General features: G+C 65.7%; 11 protein-coding genes and 2 pseudogenes. 4 read left to right on the forward strand and 9 right to left on the reverse strand.

Annotated features, from left to right (window positions below):
* Positions 1–206 precede the first annotated feature (206 nt).
* Positions 207–1,190 carry a helix-turn-helix transcriptional regulator gene (locus AC3WQR_RS09275; protein ID WP_095950425.1) on the forward strand — a complete coding sequence of 328 codons (984 nt, stop codon included), beginning with the start codon at positions 207–209 and terminating at the stop codon, positions 1,188–1,190.
* 70 nt (positions 1,191–1,260) lie between these two features.
* Here AC3WQR_RS09275 and AC3WQR_RS09280 read toward each other — a convergent pair whose 3' ends face one another.
* Positions 1,261–3,393, reverse strand: a complete 2,133-nt coding sequence (locus AC3WQR_RS09280; RefSeq protein WP_095747139.1) for a PQQ-dependent dehydrogenase, methanol/ethanol family — start codon at positions 3,391–3,393, stop codon at positions 1,261–1,263.
* Between the two features lie 143 nt (positions 3,394–3,536).
* Between AC3WQR_RS09280 and AC3WQR_RS09285 the strand changes: the two genes are divergently transcribed.
* From AC3WQR_RS09285 to AC3WQR_RS09295, 3 genes are all read left to right on the forward strand, one after another.
* Positions 3,537–4,787 carry a helix-turn-helix domain-containing protein gene (locus tag AC3WQR_RS09285; RefSeq protein WP_492741824.1) on the forward strand — a complete coding sequence of 417 codons (1,251 nt, stop codon included), beginning with the start codon at positions 3,537–3,539 and terminating at the stop codon, positions 4,785–4,787.
* A 266-nt stretch (positions 4,788–5,053) separates the two neighbouring features.
* Entirely contained in the window at positions 5,054–5,647 is a 594-nt protein-coding gene (locus AC3WQR_RS09290) for a contractile injection system protein, VgrG/Pvc8 family (RefSeq protein WP_492741825.1), read from the forward strand.
* Complete coding sequence (locus AC3WQR_RS09295) at positions 5,640–7,232, forward strand: DUF6531 domain-containing protein (RefSeq protein ID WP_492741826.1); 1,593 nt, start codon at positions 5,640–5,642, stop codon at positions 7,230–7,232. The genes AC3WQR_RS09290 and AC3WQR_RS09295 overlap by 8 nt, the downstream gene beginning before the upstream one ends.
* Positions 7,233–7,238: 6 nt before the next feature.
* Here the strand turns inward: AC3WQR_RS09295 and AC3WQR_RS09300 are convergent.
* From AC3WQR_RS09300 to AC3WQR_RS09335, 8 genes and pseudogenes are all read right to left on the reverse strand, one after another.
* Positions 7,239–8,414, reverse strand: a pseudogene (locus AC3WQR_RS09300) (IS3 family transposase).
* 121 nt (positions 8,415–8,535) lie between these two features.
* Positions 8,536–8,790 (reverse strand): annotated as a pseudogene (locus AC3WQR_RS09305) (helix-turn-helix domain-containing protein); the annotation flags it as partial.
* Positions 8,791–9,150: 360 nt separating this feature from the next.
* Positions 9,151–10,317, reverse strand: a complete 1,167-nt coding sequence (locus AC3WQR_RS09310; protein ID WP_492741827.1) for an ROK family transcriptional regulator — start codon at positions 10,315–10,317, stop codon at positions 9,151–9,153.
* 1 nt (position 10,318) lies between these two features.
* The gene (locus AC3WQR_RS09315; RefSeq protein WP_492741828.1) at positions 10,319–11,122 is read right to left on the reverse strand and encodes an ATP-binding cassette domain-containing protein; all 804 of its coding nucleotides are present in this window, start codon (positions 11,120–11,122) and stop codon (positions 10,319–10,321) included.
* A gap of 1 nt (position 11,123) precedes the next feature.
* A complete protein-coding gene (locus tag AC3WQR_RS09320) occupies positions 11,124–12,314 on the reverse strand; it encodes a sugar ABC transporter permease (RefSeq protein ID WP_159274820.1) in 1,191 nt (396 codons plus the stop codon).
* 138 nt (positions 12,315–12,452) lie between these two features.
* On the reverse strand, positions 12,453–13,475 hold the full coding sequence (xylF, locus tag AC3WQR_RS09325) for a D-xylose ABC transporter substrate-binding protein (protein WP_370680807.1): 1,023 nt from the start codon (positions 13,473–13,475) through the stop codon (positions 12,453–12,455).
* A 298-nt stretch (positions 13,476–13,773) separates the two neighbouring features.
* Positions 13,774–16,335 carry a phage head spike fiber domain-containing protein gene (locus AC3WQR_RS09330; RefSeq protein WP_492741829.1) on the reverse strand — a complete coding sequence of 854 codons (2,562 nt, stop codon included), beginning with the start codon at positions 16,333–16,335 and terminating at the stop codon, positions 13,774–13,776.
* Positions 16,332–16,955 carry a DUF4376 domain-containing protein gene (locus tag AC3WQR_RS09335; RefSeq protein ID WP_492741830.1) on the reverse strand — a complete coding sequence of 208 codons (624 nt, stop codon included), beginning with the start codon at positions 16,953–16,955 and terminating at the stop codon, positions 16,332–16,334. The genes AC3WQR_RS09330 and AC3WQR_RS09335 overlap by 4 nt, the downstream gene beginning before the upstream one ends.
* Between the last annotated feature and the right edge of the window lie 2 nt (positions 16,956–16,957).

A 16,957-nucleotide genomic window follows, 5' to 3' on the forward strand; every position in this document is an offset into this window, starting at 1 on the left:
GGATTCTGGAGGTGGGGTGGGGCATCGTGGGTCTCTCGAAAAGGGAAAGGGCCTGGTCAGCAACCGAGGGCGCTGCAAACAATAGCTTTCGCTTTTGGAAATCAAATGATGCAAATGCACCATTCTTGAAACCGCGCGGCCGAGCCCCGCGCGCGTCACCGGAACATGGGATGGGCATGCGGCGCCGGGACTGGAAGACTCCCCGCATGACCTTCACGGCCGGTGTCCCGCGCGACTTCAGCGACCTCCTGTTGCGGCTGTACCGCCTCTCGCACGAGCTGCCCATCGACGCCTTCCAGGACGCCGCGCTCGACCTCCTCAAGCCGGTGCTGCCCTTCGACTCGTCGATGTGGGGCACCGCCACCCGCACCGACCACGGCATCGACATCCACACGATCCACCTGCACAACCAGCCGCTCGAGATGGTCACGGCCTACGAGCAGGTCAAGCACATGGACACGGCCGCTGGCGAGGTGGCCAAGCAGTCGAACGCCACGCTCGCGTTCAATGCGCAGGCGTGGTTCTGCCGCGACGACCAGGCCGAGCTGCGCGACTACGGCCGCCGCTTCGAGCAGGCCAACTTCTTCATCACCTCGGATTCGAACCCGCAGACGAGCTTCGTCCACTGGCTCAGTCTGTTCCGCGCCGACCCGGAAGCCCACGGCACGGAGGAAGAGCGGCAACTGCTCGCCAGCCTCGCGCCGCACGTGATGCAGGCGCTGGCGCTGAACCGCGTGATGCACCTGGACCGCCTCGAAGCGGGCAGCGTGTCGCCCGGCGGCTCGGCCATCGGCGACCTGCGCGGCGTGCTGTACCACGCCGACCGGCTGTTCGAGGCGATGCTGAAGGCCGAGTGGCCGGCCTGGCACGGCCGCACGCTGCCCGATGCGCTGCTGCAGCACTTCCTGCAGGGCCACGCGCGCTTCAACGGGCGCGAGATCGTGGTCACGCACCGCGTCGAGCAGCGCCTGCTGTTCCTCAAGTGCCGCCACCGCTGCCGCGCCGACAGCCTCACGCCGCGCGAGCACACCATCGCCGAACTGCTGGCGCGCGGCGACACCCACAAGGAAGTGGCCGCCATCCTGAACCGCTCGCCGGCCACGGTGCGCAACCACATCCAGTCGATCTACGACAAGCTGCAGGTGGGCAACGTGGCGGGGTTGATCCACGAGCTGCGCCTCGCAGGCTGACCACCGCCCTGCCCCAAAAGAAAAGGCGCCGATGGCGCCTTTTCTTTTTGCTTGCGCGGGTGCGCCCTGCTTACTTCGGCCGGATCGCGTCCGCCGTGCCCTGGATGAAGGCCTTGATGCTCTCGATGTCGTCGCCCGAGAGCTTGCCAGTGAAGTCGGGCATGCCGCGCGACATGGCCGGGCCCTTGAGCACGAACTTGTCGAGGTTCTCGATGTAGGCCGGGTCGAGGTAGCCCAGGTTCGGGATGTTGCCGCCGCGGTCCACGCCCGGCACGCCGTGGCAGAACACGCAGTTGCTCACGTACAGCATGGTGCCGGCCTGGACCTTGGCGGGGTCGTACTTCACGCCCTGCACCAGCTTGGCCATGCGGTACTCGACGAACGCGGGCATCTTGGCCGTGCCGCCGACCGCGAAGGTGTAGACCGTGCCCGGGCCCTGGCGCTCGGTGGCGCGCTGCGCCAGGCCGTACACGCCGCCCCAGCCCACGGCCACCGACACGTACTGCTTGCCGTCCACCATGTAGGTCGCGGGCGCCGCCACCACGCCGGTGCCGGTGGGCGTTTCCCAGAGCTTCTCGCCGGTCTTCGCGTGGTAGGCCACCAGGCGCCCGTCGGCCGTGCCCTGGAACACCAGGTCGCCGGCGGTGGTCAGCGTGCCGCCGTTCCACGGCGAGGCGTAGTCCACGCCCCAGGCTTCCTTCTGCTTGATGGGGTCCCAGGCCACGAGGCGGCCGAAGGGCTTGCTCGTGGGCGGCTCGACGTTGGCGAACTTGCCCAGGTTCCAGCCCAGCGCCGCGTGCGGCCGGCCGGGTGCGTTCTCGTCGAACTTCCAGGCCTTGTCGTCCATCAGGTTGATCGGCACGTGCTGGGCGGGCAGGTAGGCCAGGCCGGTCTGCGGGTTGTAGGACATCGGGTGCCAGTTGTGCGCGCCGAACGGGCCCGGGATGCTGTCGCCCGGCTTCTCGTTCTGCCGCGCGGCGGGAACCTCGATGGGCCGGCCGTTCTTGTCGTAGCCCGTGGCCCAGTTGACCGCGACGAAGTTCTTCGCCGAGATGAACTTGCCGTTGGTGCGGTCGATGACGAAGAAGAAGCCGTTCTTGGGTGCATGCAGCAGCACCTTGCGCGCCTTGCCGTTCAGCTTGACGTCGGCCAGGATCATCGACTGCGTGGAGGTGTAGTCCCAGTTGTCGCCGGGCGTCTCCTGGTAGTGCCACTTGTACTTGCCGGTGTCGGGGTCGAGCGCCACCACCGAGCCCAGGTACAGGTTGTCGCCGCCCTTGGGGCTGCGCGCCTTGGCCGCCCAGGGCGAGCCGTTGCCGGTGCCCACGTACATCAGGTTGAGCTCGGGGTCGAAGGCGAAGCTGTCCCAGGCGGTGCCGCCGCCGCCGGCCTCCCAGTACTTGCCGCTCGGGTCCCAGGTCTTGGCGGCGCGCGCCATCGACTCGTCCTCGAAGGGCTTGCTCGGGTCGCCGGGCACCACGAACCAGCGCCACTTCTGGTCGCCGGTCTTCGCGTCGTAGGCGGTGACATAGCCGCGCACGCCGTACTCGGCGCCGCCGTTGCCGATGATGACCTTGCCCTTGAACACGCGCGGCGCGCCGGTGATGGTGTAGCTGCCCTTCTGGCCCTCGATGGTGTTCTTCTCCCACACCTTCTGGCCGGTGGCGGCGTCGAGCGCGATCAGGCGGCCGTCGTAGGCCGCCACGTAGACGCGGCCCTCGTACAGCGCCACGCCGCGGTTGACCACGTCGCAGCAGCCCCTGAAGCCTTTCGTGCGGTCGACCTGCGGATCGAAGGTCCAGATCTTCTGCCCGGTGCGCGTGTCGATCGCATGCACGATGCTCCACGAGGCCGTGACGTACATGATGCCGTCGACCACCAGCGGCGTGGCTTCCACGCCGCGCGTCGATTCGAGGTTGTACGACCAGACCAGCCCGAGCTGCTTCACGTTGCCGGTGTTGACCTGGTCGAGTTTGCTGAAGCGCGACTCGGCGTAGTCCAGCCCGTAGCTGGGCCAGTCGGGCGTCTTCTTCGCCGCGTTGGCGCGCACGAAGTTGCCGTCGACGCGCTTGGCGGCCGCGCCGGCGCGGTCCTGCGGGCTGGCGGCCGTCTGGGCCAGCGCCGGGGCCGTCAGGCCCAGGCACAGCAAGGCGCCCGCAAGCAGGCGCCGCCCGGAAAGAGGCTGTGTCGTTGTCGTCTTCATCGGGGTCTGTCTCCTTCTTCGTTCTGCCCCAAGGATCGTTCGCACAGCATCGGCCTTCACCCCCGGGATTTCCCCAATCAAGCCTTGTTCCATTGCGGAACACATTCGAGAGGGTCCCTGAACCCGGAAGAGGCGGCGAACCCATGGCGCTCGACAGGCTCGGCACGGCGGATGCGCCGCGCCAACTCTTTGCCAGCACGCCGGCGCAGCGCGTGGCGCTGGCGCGGCAGCAGTTTTTCGAAGAAGGCGTGCGCCCCTCGGGGCTGGTCGGCGAGGCGGTCATCCAGTCGTGGATGCGCTGCAGCCGCACCCACGCCGACCGGCAGCGCGTGGTGGCCTTCGACGCCGTCACGCCCAGCCGGCTGCACACCACGCTGGCGCGCAACCGCGAGCTGCTGGACGTGGCGCGGCACGAGCTCGTGCAGATGGAGCACATGCTCGCGGGCACCGACTGCCGCGTGATCCTGACCGACCGCGACGGCGTGGTGGTGCACGTCACGAGCCAGCCCGCCGGCACGCACCAGCCCGTGCTGCGCCAGACTGCACGCCTGGGCGTGAACATCTCCGAGCGCGTCGTGGGCACCACGGCGCCGGGCATCGTGGCCAGCACCGGGCAGGCCTGCACCGTGGACGGCGCCGAGCACTACTACGACGTTCTGTGCCACATGCAATGCGCCGCGGCGCCGATCCGCGACGTGAGCGGCCGGCTCGCGGGCGTGCTCGACCTCACGGTGGAGGCGCGGCGCTTCGGCTTCGACGCGGCCTCGATGGTGGCGCTGCACGCCACCATCATCGAGAACCGGCTGCTGCAGGCGCAGTCGCGCGACCACCTGATCCTGCGCTTCCAGGCCAGCCCCACGCTGCTGGGCACGCCGCTCGAGGCGCTCGCGGGCATCGCGCCCGACGGCACCATCGCGTGGCTCAACAACGCCGGCGCGCGGCTGCTGGGGCGGCTGCCCGAGGCCCCCGACGACCGCGACGTGGAATGCCTGCTGGGCCACGACCTCGCGAGCCTGCTGCGGCTGGGCCGGCGCGAGGCCGCGCAGCCGCTGCGGCTGGCCAGCGGGCTCGGCGTGTGGATGCAGGCGCAGCTCAAGGGCGCGGACGGCGCGGACTTCCGCCACGCGGTGGCGATGCCGGACATGGCGAGCGCACAGGTCGAGGCGCCCGTGGCGATCGACGTGCAGGCGGAGCAGCCCGTGGCGCTTGCACCCGCCAGCGAGACACCGCCCACCGAAACCCTGCGCGAGCACAGCCGCAAGCTGATCGAGGACACGCTCGCGGCGCATGGCGGCAACGTGTCTCAGGCGGCGCGGCAGCTGCGCGTGTCGCGCGGCACGCTGTACCGGCGGTTGCGCGGCTGGCGCGACAGCGAGCAGCCTCAGGCCGAATAAAGTGCGGGCATCGTCTGCCCATTGCAGAGAGGTTGAGAACACGATGCCTGAATGATCGTGCAGCCATCCGGCCAATCGGATGAGCGGTGGCCGCCTTGGGCCGCGAATCGCTCTTCGCTCCAGTTCACTCGAACTCAGTTCCACGAATTTTTCACGCCACGCTGCGCCAGTTGCACGCGTGAGCGCTGGTTGACCATTGTTTGCAACGGTGCGGCGCGGGTGTGCCACAGACTTTTTGGATCCCTGTTTTGTCAGAGGTCCACCACGTGTCTCACACCCTTGCGGTCACAAGCCCTGTGCTGCCCGATGCCCTCGAACCCGTGCGCCTGTCGGGCCACGAAGGCCTCAATGCCTTGTTCGAATACGAGCTTGCGCTCAAACCTCCCGATGCACTCAGCTTCAGCCAGGTGGCCGACATCGACCTGGATGCCCTCATCGGCTGCGAGATCAGCTACGCGATCGAACTCGATGACACGGGGGAGTTTGTGGCCGGCGTGGTGGGCGGCAACGCAGGCGGGCTGGGCGCCGACGCCCGGCAGATCAATGCGCTCATCGCCGGCGCGCAGCTGTGGGGTGAAGAAGGTCGCCACATTCAAGACAAGCTCACGTTGCGTCCCTGGCTGCATCTGGCGCCCGTGAGTACCGACTGGGCGACAGCCGCGATGGCCGACGGTCAGCTCGCCAGGTTGGCAATCGATGCAGCCGGCATTGCGGGCATGACCGATGTCGCTTGCCACCCGGCGCGGCAGGTCCTCACACCACGGTCTAGAGCTCAAGCCGCATATGCGCGCATTGCGTGCATGCAGTGCATAAAAAAATCGACACGAGCCAAGCGGCTCAGGGAGTCCCAGCATGGCTGACCTATCGCAAGCGGAGATGGCGAAGAAAGAAGACGAACAGGAGATATTCGTCAAGCCGTTGGATCAGATCGATCCCGCAGAGCTTCCGGGCGCCAAGAAGGTTGTCAACGACTGGCTCAAGAGCATCAGCGGCAACTACGTCACGGTGGACCGAGTCATGGCTGTCGCCAGTGCCGTTCCCATTCTCGGCAACATCCTGGCAGCCATCGATGCCGTGTGCGACATCATCGTTCTTGTCCAGAACAAGACCTCCAGCAGCGTCGAGAAGGGACTCAACTGGGTCAGCCTTGGTACCAACCTGATTGGAATCATTCCGTTCCCTCCGACCATGGCTGCGGCGCGCACCAGCCTGAGACCTGCGCTGCATCTTGTGCGAAGCAAGTTGCGCACCGTCGGCCACGGCCTCGACGATGCCCTCGTCGCACTGCTTGTTGACCACCTCAATGCCACGCTGGCCGGTGAGATCGACAAGTTCGTGGACGAGGCCATCAAGAAGCTCGAGGGCATTCTGGAAGAAGCCGCCTCCATGGCGCATGACCTGATCTCCGGATTGGGCAGCGCATTGCGCAAGCTCGCATCGGGCAAGCCTTTCGATACCAGCGCACCGGCGCCAGAAATCTCCTTGAAGCGCGATCCCAAGACCACCTACGAGAGCGGTGTCTGGGGAGCCATCAAAGGAATTGCCGACGATGTCGGAGAGGGGATCTCAGAGGGAGCCGGGTATGTCGGCGGGAAGGTCGTGCAAGGCGCCAAGGTTGCAAGCAATGCCGGCGTCGGCCTGGCCATGCGCAACACCGAAGCCGGCGGCAAGGCCTCCAAGCTGATGAACACCTACGCCGACTTGCTCGACGATCTGGGCAGAACGGCGAAGACGAAGATCAAGGCGTTGGGCGATGCGCGTGCCGACATGTCCATCGGTTGGCTTCTCAAGAGGCTCAAGGACGCTGTCTTGCGCTTTCGCGCCAAGGGCAAGACGGGAGGCGCCACAGTCAACCCAACGACGACCGGAAAGCACGATCAGAAGAAGCCGGAAGGGGAACTGGATACAGGGGGCTCCGAGCGCACGAGACGAATACAGGATGCCAACCGCTGCAAGGACTGTGAAACGGCCGCTCGAACGCCCGGCTCCATCAGCTTTGCAACCGGCAGCGAGACCTTCACCCATACCGATTTCACCTTGCCGGGCCACATGCCCATCGTCTGGAGTCGCACGTACCACTCGCGCCTGTCAGCTTACGACCCACTGGTGCAGCAATCCGGACAGGCCGGCACCAGCGCTTACCTTGGTGCCCGGTGGACCAGTCCCTACACCACCCGCATCGATCAGGCCGCAGATGGCACGCTGAGCTACTTCGCGGCCGATGGCCGCGAGCATCGCTTCCCCAAATTGGCCGAACCTGAAGATGGCAAGGCCGGCCAGACTCACCACAATGCCATTGAAGACCTCACCCTCGGGCGAGGCAATGCCGGCCTGCTCGTCCTGAGCCATGGGCGTGACTGTTGGATTCCGCCGATCTCTGACCCTAGATTTCCATCGAATACTGACCCACACACTGACCTTGCCCCTGGAATCCGTACCCCATAGCTGAGCTCATGAGTTGGCTTGCCTTGGTTGATTGGCAAGCCAGTCCTGCTCGAACTGCATCGGACTGACATAGGCCAGCGTCGAATGCAGTCGAGCACGGTTGTACCAGAGCAGCCACGCGACGGTCTCGTCCTTGGCCTCACGCTGGGTCTTGAAGCGTTGCCCGTGCAACCGCTCCACCTTCAATGAGCCGAACAGGGTCTCGCTGCAGGCGTTGTCCCAGCAGTTGCCTTTGCGACTCATCGAACTGGTGATGCCGTACTGCTTGAGCACGTCCCTGAAGTCGTGGCTGGCGTATTGGCTGCCCCGATCGCTGTGGAAGATCAGACCGACCTGCTTGCTCGGGTGCCGCTTGAACCACGCCATGCGCAGCGCGTCGATCACGAGATCGCGCGTCATGTCCTGGCGCAGCGACCAACCCACCACCTGGCGACTGAACAGATCGATCACCACCGCCAGGAACAACCATCCCTCGTCGGTGGCAATGTAGGTGATGTCGCCCACCCACACCCGGTCGGGTTCATTCACGGTGAACTCGCGATTCAGCAGGTTGGGCGAGATCGGCAGATCGTGGCGGCTGTCGGTGGTGACCTTGAAGCGGCGCTTGCCTCGGGCGCGTATGCCGTGGCGTTGCATGAGCTTTTGCACCCGGTCCTTGCCAACGCGGATGCCGCGTGCGAGCAACTCCTTCCAGATGCGCGGCCAGCCGTAGCCCCCACGTGTCTCGGCATGGATGGCCTTGATGTGCACCAGCAAGGCATCGTCGCTCAGATGACGTCGCTGCGCGCCGCTGGCCTTGCGCACGAAGTGCTCGTGATATCCCGTCAAACTGATTCGCAGCACCCGGCATTGCACCGAGATCGGCCACACACGTCGGTGGCGTTGGACAAAGGCGTACTTCACCGCTGCACTTTCGCGAAGTACGCTGTGGCTTTTTCCAAGATATCGCGCTCCATCTTCACGCGCGCCAGCTCGGCACGCAGCCGGCTGATCTCCATCTGCTCGGCGCTCACCGCCTTGCTGTCAGCGCCAGTGAGCTTGCCCTGGCGCTGGGCCTCGACCCAGTTGAACAAGGTCTGCTCGACCACGCCCAAGGTGCGCGATGCTCTGGCCGCCCTCGACCAGTCGCACTGCCTCAAGCTTGAATTCGAGCGTGTAGCGCGCTCTTGCCGTCTTCGTCATTTCGACTCTCCTTGCTTGTATTGAAACACTCGGCAAGGGGGACGTTTTTCGGGGGCAAGGTCACACTTTGTGAGCCTGAAGGCTTCACTATGTGGATAAGTGGTTGATGTACTCCTTGTGTGATCTGCCGCAGATTGCGCCGCTGTTTCCGCGATTTGGTTACCTCGATCGCGAGCCAAGTCGCGAACTTCTCGGCATAGGGATCGAGCTTGCTTGAACTCGCCCGGTTGGCGTAACGCGGCTCTTCATCGTCGGCTCGCAGGTACTTCTTTACGGTGTTGCGAGACAGGCCTGGACGCCTTGCAATCTCGCGAATGGACATCTGCTCACGCAGGGTCCAGCGTCTGATGACACTCAATGTCGCCACGTCTATCACTCCTAGGACCCCCTGTTCTAAAAATCAGCAGGATAGGGTTCTACGTGGATCAGTCTTAGACGGAAATTACTGCATTAAGAGGGTCAATTTTTGGCGGCAACCGACACTTGAGGTGTTGGATGTTGTCCGCGGCTTCTGCACTCCTCATCTCAAGCTCTGGTAACCCATGAACACCAAGGGCCACTGAGCGTCAGGCGTAAAAACGTTGATGACGCAATGGCGGCAGCTATGATCTCGCGCGGGATCCGTTGTGGAGCGGGGCGCTGCACAGAACGCCACAACCTGCCCAAGGCAGCGCAAAAAGCGGGATTGCAGCTCGACTGAGGACTGGTCTGCGGCTCGTCGGTTCTAGACCAACGATTACGCTCGGGCCGCGGTGGCGAGACCCTGCGCGGCGCGCGCACGCCGCGTGCGGGCGTCGGGCTGCAGCGGCCTTAAGTATTCGTGCAGCGCCAACGCCGCCGCCCCCACCGCGGGCGCGAGTGCTTCGTACCGCGCCGTACGCAGTTCCGGCGCAGGCATGCCGGCACGCTCCGCGTGCCCCTTCACGCCTTCGAACGCCGCCTGCGCGAACTCCGGATGCTCGGCGCAGACCTTGCCCCCGAGCACGATCGCGCGCGGGTTGAAGGTGACCCACAGGTTCTGCAGCAGCACGCCGAAGAACGCAGCGGCGCGCGCCATGTCCGCGCCCTCGCGCGCCAGCACGCGCGAACCGAAGAAGGCCTCGGCGCAGCCGCGCCGGCCGCACGAGCACAGCGGCCCGTCCAGCTGCAGGATGGTGTGGCCGATCTCGCCGGCCATGCCTTGCGCGCCGGTGAAGAGGCGGTCGTTCAGCACCACGCCCGCGCCCACGCCGACGTCGCTGTTGACGAAGATCAGCGGGTCTTCGCCCTCGCCCGCGGCGAACTCGTACTCGCCGAGCGCGGCCGCATCGGCGTCGTTCTGCAGCTGCACGGTGACGCCCGGCAGGCCCGCCGCGGCCAGCGCCTTTTCGAGCGCGGGCAGCAGGCTCACGTTGCGCCAGCCGAGGTTGGGCGCGAAGCGCACGACGCCCGTGCAGTCGTCCACCGCGCCCGGCACGCACACGCCGATGCTCGACAGGCGCAGGCCGCGCTGGTCGAGCTGCGCGTGCGCCGCCGCCGCCATGCGCGCAAGCTGCGCACACACGCGGGCCGGCGTGCCGTCATCCAGCGGCTCGGCCTGCGCGTGCAGCACCTCGCCCTGCAGCGAGACGCACACCAGGCGCAGCGTTTCGACGGCGATCTCCACGCCCATCAGCGCGCGCACGCCGACGTTGATCCGCAGCGGCGTGGACGGCCGCCCGAGCCCGTCGGCCACGGCGGCGCCCGATTCGCTGAGCCAGCCTTCGTCGAGCAGCTCGCGCACCAGCAGGCTCACGGTCGACTTGGTGAGCCCGCTTTCGCTCGCGAGCCGCGCACGCGACAAGCCCGGCTGCGCGCACAGCAACCGCAGCAGCACGCTGCGGTTCAGGCGCTTGAGCAGCTGCTGGTCGCCGATGGTCTTCATGTCATGCCGCTGCGGTGGCCGCGGTTGCTGCGTGGTGCGCCTGTTCCCGCCCCTCGGCCCGCTTGCCGGCAATGATCATCCCGAGCACCTCGTCCTCGGTCACGTCGGCCGTGCGGTAGGTGCCCACGAGCTTGCCGTTCTTCATCACCGCGAGCCGGTCGCTCAGCGAGAACACGTCGGGCATGTCGTGCGTGATGAGGAAGATGCCGACGCCGTCGTCCTTCAGCTGCTTGACCAGGCGCCCGACCATCGCCGTCTCTTCGGGGCCGAGCGCGGCGCAGGGCTCGTCCATGATGAGGATGCGCGCGTTGAAGTACAGCGCGCGCGAGATCGCCACCACCTGCCGCTGCCCGCCCGACAGGCGCCGCACCGGGATGCGGATGTTGGTGAAGTTCTTGTTCAGGCGCTGGAACACCTTGCGCGCCTGCACTTCCATGAAGTGGTCGTCCAGCGTGTTCCACGCCGTCATCTTCTCGCGACCGAGAAAGAGGTTCGCCACCGAGTCGAGGTTGTCGGCCAGCGCGAGCGTCTGGTAGATGGTCTCGATGCCCTGCGCCTGCGCCTCGGCGGGCGTGCGGATGTGGACCTTCTCGCTGGCAATGAGCGTGTCGCCCGAATCGATCGGGTAGGCGCCCGCGAGCATCTTCATCAGCGTGGACTTGCCCGCGCCGTTGTGGCCCAGGAGCGCGACCACCTCGCCGGGGTAGAGGTTGATGCTCACGCCGTCCACGGCCTTCACGCCGCCGAAGGCCTTGCGGATCTCGCGCAGCTCGACGAGCGGTTTTGTCTTGTCGATGTCGGCCATATCAGTTCTCCCCGAACTTGCGGCGGTAGAGCACGTCGAACACCACGGCGACGATCAGCACCTGGCCGATGATCACCATGCGCTTGCCGATCGGCACGTCGAGCAGCAGCATGCCGCTGTCCAGCGACTGCATGATCAGCGCGCCCAGCACCGAGCCGAAGATCGAACCGCTGCCGCCCGCCAGCGCCGTGCCGCCGATGACGGCCGCCGCGATCACGTACAGCTCCATGCCCGTGCCCAGCGAGTTGGTGCCCGCGTTGAGCCGCGCGATCGACACGATGGCCGCCACCGTCACCAGCACCGCCAGCAGCGCGAACAGCATCAGCGTGACGCGCTGCACCGGAATGCCCACCAGCGCCGCCGCGTCGGGGTTGCCGCCCATCGCGAACACGTAGCGGCCGAAGCGCGTGCGGTGCACGATGAACGACAGCACGATCGCCACCGCCGCCCAGATCAGCACCGGGATCGGAATGCCCTGCGGCTCGCTCTTGGACGAGATCTGGTAGCTGTTCATCACCCAGGCGAAGCCGACCACCACCGCCACGGGCACCGCCGTGAGCAGCACGTCGAGCCACAGCGCCTCGGTCGGCATGTCGTAGCGCTGGCGCGCGCGGCGCTTTTGCACCATGCGCCCGAACAGCACCAGCGCCACCAGCCCTGCGAGCACCCAGCTGGCCGTGACGCCGATGCCGCCGTCGTAGCCGCCACCCAGGCGCTGGAAGAACTCGTCGTTCACCGGCTGCGTCTTGCCGTCGGCCACCAGGAAAGCCGCGCCGCGAAACGACATCAGCCCGCCCAGCGTGACCACGAACGACGGCACGCCCAGCACCGCCGTGAGCCAGCCCTGGTAGATCGACACCAGCAGCGCCACCGCGAGCCCCGCGAGGCAGGCCGTGGGCCACGACCAGCCCGAGGTGTACTGCAGGTAGGCGATGAGCACGCCGACGAAGCCCATCACCGAGCCCACCGACAGGTCGATGTGGCGCGCCACGATGATCAGCACCATCACCGTGGAGACGATGCCGACCACCGCCGTCTGCTGCGCGACGTTGTAGAGGTTCTCGGGCGAGAGGAACACGCCGCCCGACATGACGCTGAACGCCACCGCCATCACGGCCAGCAGCACGCACATCAGGATCAGGCGCAGGTCGATGCCGGTGCGGCGCCACCAGCCGGGTGTTGGATCGCTCATTTTTTTCAAGCCCCCTCAGGACGGACTACAGGTGCGCAACCGCCCACCGGCAGGCCCTTACGGGCCCATCGGAGGCTGTGTTGCGAGGATGAGTGGACGCGTGTGGCGGCGAGGCCGAACGCGCCGGTGGTTGCGGCGTTACTTGCAGGCCGCGGGTGCGTTCGCGCCTGAGACGCCCTTGCAGAGCTCGTCCTTCTTGATCCAGCCGGCCTTGACGATCACGTCGAGGTTGTCGCGCGTGATCGGCACCGGCGTCAGCAGGCGCGAGGACAGCGAGATCTTCTTGGCGCCGCCGGCCCAGGGCGCGGCCTTCTCGACCGGCTTGCCGGCCGCCAGCGAGACCGCCGCCGTGGCGGCTTCGCGGCCGAGCTCGCGCGAGTCCTTCCAGATCGTCGCGGTCTGCGTGCCCAGCGCCACGCGGTTCAGCGCGGCGAAGTCGGCGTCCTGGCCCGACACCGGAATGCCGCGCAGGCCCTTGGCCGTGAGCGCAGCGACCGCGCCGCCGGCCGTGCCGTCGTTGGCCGCCACCACCGCGTCGACCTTGTTGCCGTTCTTGGTGAGGATCTGCTCCATGTTCTTCTGCGCGACCTCGGGCTTCCAGCCTTCGGTGTACTCGTCGCCGACGATCTTGATGTCGCCCTTCTTGATCGCGGCGTCCAGCACCTCCTGCTGGCCGGCGCGCAGGAAGTCGGCGTTCGGGTCGCTCGGCGAGCCCTTGATGATCACGTAGTTGCCCTTGGGCTTGACCTTGAGCACCTCGCGCGCCTCCATGCGCCCGACCTCGACGTTGTCGAAGGTGATGTAGAACACGCCCGGCGCCTCGATCAGCCGGTCGTACGCCACCACCGGCACCTTCTGCCGCGTGGCCTTCGTGACGGCGGGCAGGATCGCATCCTTGTCCATCGCCAGCACGATGAGCGCCTTCGCGCCCTTGGACATCAGCCCCTCGATGTCGCCCAGCTGCTTCTCGGGCGAGCCGCCCGCGTCGGCGCTGATGTACTTCGCGCCGAGCTTCTCGAGCTGCGCCTTGATCGCGGCCTCGTCGGTCTTCCAGCGTTCTTCCTGGAAGTTGGACCAGCTCACGCCGACCACGGTCTGCGCCATCGCGCCCACGGCCGTGAGACCGAACGCCAGGGCGGCCAGGGTGTGTTTCGTTGTCAGTTGCATCGGTGTCTCTCCTCAGAACGGTGTGCCGAGCGTGAGCTGGCGGACCGGGGTAGTTAGTTTGAGTGGCGAACTAACTATCCCATTGGGGGGAGATTCCGGGCACCCGGGAATTCCCCGAGACGCAGGCGTGGGAAGCGCTCCGCGCGCTTTGGGAGCGGATGCCAAGGAGGTTGGCAGTACGAAGAAGGACTGCGTGAAGATGGCGTGGGTACGCAAGCAGGCGTGAAAAAGGCCCCGAAGGGCCTGGTGGTGATTGCTCTTTTCGCACTGCCCTTCTTACCAGAGCCCCTCCTTATGTCGTCAATGCCACCACTTCCGCATCCGTCAGCTTCTGCGGTTGATAGCGCACCGCGCGAACGTGGAAAAACGGTTGATTGCCGCCGCTATAGGACAGATTTCCAATGCCAAGGCTGGCGAACGGCGGGACCGTCGGCATGGCGGCCTTGAGGAGTTGGCCGTTGCACGCGAACCGGAGTCCATCGGCGCCATAGCTGAGGGCGACCTTGACCGGGCCTCCCACAGGTGTACCCAGGAGCCCGGTGGAGACCGTGTTCGGCCCGGACGGGCCGTTGACAGCCGAGTACGCATAGGCGAGCGCCGATGCAGTGAACCCGATACCCAGGCGATTCCCGACTGCGGTGCCGATCTCGACAAGATTCCTTGTCGTCACATCTCCTTCTCTCGGTCGTCCGAATTCCATGAAGATGGTGCCCTCAGCCGCATTGCACCAGCCCTTGGAGGTGTCGACCCGAACGCCGTCGCCGGCGCGTGTCGTGGCCACTGAAGTGAAGGAGTCGCCCAGGCGGGTTGTGACGGCCGACGTCGACACGTCTGCAGCCCGGGTGACGGTCGCCGACGTTGTCGGGATGTAGCTGGTTGCCACCGGGCCTTCTTCGATTTGGCCCTTGCAGATCCACACCGTGAGGTTGCTGGCAAGGGCTCCACTGGTGTGAACGACAGGGTAAATCGCCCCCGTGGCAGACGGTGCAATGTTTTGAGTGATCGTCCGAGAGAACCGGTCCACGAACTGGGTTGAATTCGCTGCGCTGATGGAGAAGCCCCCCATTCCCGATGCGCCGGTGTAGTACAGGTTGATTGCCTCGGTCCCAGTCAACGGTCTGCTCAGCTTCAGATAGGCACTCATCGAATAGGCGGTCCCAGAAGTGATAGCTGCGTAGATGCCTGTGCCGCCTCGGACGCGACTGCCTGCATAGCCAACGGCGCTGGCCGATGTAAACGTCACGGCGACGCACGCCTCGCCATCGACAGTCGTTCCCGCTACCGTGGGCGGCGTGCTCCCTTCCGCGACGCCGAGCGTGATCTGGCTGTTCAGCAACAGGTTCGTGCTCCCGCCTTCCAGCAACAACCACGGCGCAATGGTCAAGTCGGCCGGGTTGTAGGTCATCCGTGCAACGCCCGCCGCCGCAGTCTTCATCGCCCCCGTTGAGTCGAAGTAGGTGCCGATGGAAGCGCGGCCGGTGAAGGTCTCGGTGTTCGGGATGTAGCTGGTTGCGAATGCGCCGGCTTCGAGCTGAGCGCCCCAGGCAAGACACGCTCCGGCATCAGCCCGTGCTCCCGTGACCACCGTATAGAACCTCACCAAATCCCCGACCGCAATCGGGAACGCCGACGTGTAGGCGCACCGCAACCAGCCGTTCCCCACGTCACGCATTTCCCAGCCAGCACCGGTGATAGTCGGAGTCGCCGTGTGTAGGGAGACGATGCCATACACCCCATTGGTGGCAGTGGTGTCGTTCCGCAAGAGCAGCTCGATGGAAGCAGTCCTCGACACATTCTTGACGTAGATAGAGTAGGTCATCACGGTCGCCGTCGCGGTCACCTGCTGGGTGAACGGGCCGATCGATGCCCCCGAAAACTCTACCGCCCGCAAAGTCCCGTCCGGAGCGAGCTTTCCAGGGATACGCGTGAGCCCACTGCCTACCCACGGCGACAGGTGCAGATCGCTGCTCTTGGCCAAGACGTTCGTCCGCTGCTCTTCCGTCATCAGCATAGGCGGCAGCGTCAGGTTCGACGGCTCGTAGCTGTGGCGCGCCGCGCCTGCCGCGGCATAGCGCATGACGCCGTTGGCGTCGTAGTAGCCGCCAATGGAGGCGCGACTATTGAACGTCTCCACATTGAGGATGTAAGTGCTGGGGAACGTACCCACTTCGAGTTGCGCGCCCCATATGTAGATGCCCACGACACCGTCGCCAGGCCCAGTACCTGCCGCCGATCCAGGGTAAATGGCAGCCCCCAGCACTGCAGTCGCATCGGTCGTGAAGACGCCCTCGACCCTGCGCCAGCCGTTGCCGATATCAATGATCTTCCGGGACACTTCGACGAACCCGCCAATAGTGGAGCCCGTGGTCGTCATCGTGGCCAAATTGAATCCGATGGTGATGCTGTTGGCCGTTGATGCGCCGCGTGCGTAGAGGTATCCATTGGACGAGCCGGCAGCCTTTGCGTAGAACGAAAAGGCGTAGGTGCCGGCTGCCTCGCCTTTTGCGGTCGTTTGAATGGTGTGCCCAGCGCCAGCATTAGCACCATTGATCAACGTCAGCTTGCAGGCGTCCCAACGACCGTTCGGTGCGATGGCAGCGCCCGGGGTTACCACGACGTTCGATTTAGCCCAGGAGGAGGTCTCGAAGCGAGATGAACCCAAGAGCACGTTCGTGCGTGATCCTTCGATCAACAGGCCCTTTGGCGCCTTCGTGAGGGGGTCGTAGTCGTAGCGGGGCACAGCGCCGGCAGGCTTCGGCTGAATCCATCCTTGGGCGTTCGTGAAAGTGCCTTGTGCCGCCCCCGCGTAGGTGAACAATTCGGCAAACGTTTTTTCGGTGAGCGTGGTGGTCATTGCGTTTCAATGCTGTTGTTGGTGAGGGGCCATCCCGCGGAGATGTCGTAGGCCTCGGTCTCGGCCTCTGTCCGGAGTTGGTCGATGGCGGCGTGGTGCGTGCGCTCGGCACTGAAGCACGCCTGGACATGCAGGCCGATCGCTCGGGCCACACCGCGAAGTTCGTCGAGGGTCAGGCGAGCCCATCCGCTGTCGGCCTTGAAGTCGACGGCGTCGATGCCTGCGATGTCGGCGTTGACGATCACCGCCGTGATGCGGTCCTGGTCGGGCTTGCCCGTGAGAACGCGCACGCCGTTCTGCAACGTGATGCCGCCGGTTTCGATTTCCCATCGACGCGCCGTCACAAGTGCACGCAGATCCTGGCGCCGCTTTTCGGTCGATCGAGGATCGACCCAGCCGTATTGCGTCCAGTCGAACACATGATGCTGGCTAGGCTTGTCGCCCATCGGAATGGGCTTCAGCGTGGCCACATGAAGGTAGTGCCCCTGCGGCACCGTCTGCCCCAGCAAGACGCTTTCGTGCGTCTCCCGGGCTTGCATCAAACAATCCTCGTTTGTGGGCGCGGATCCGCTCGCAAGCACGCGACCCGATGTGTTGTCGTAGACCGTGTAAACAGGCATCT

Source organism: Variovorax sp. FW305-3-2-15-B-LB1, assembly GCF_058787635.1.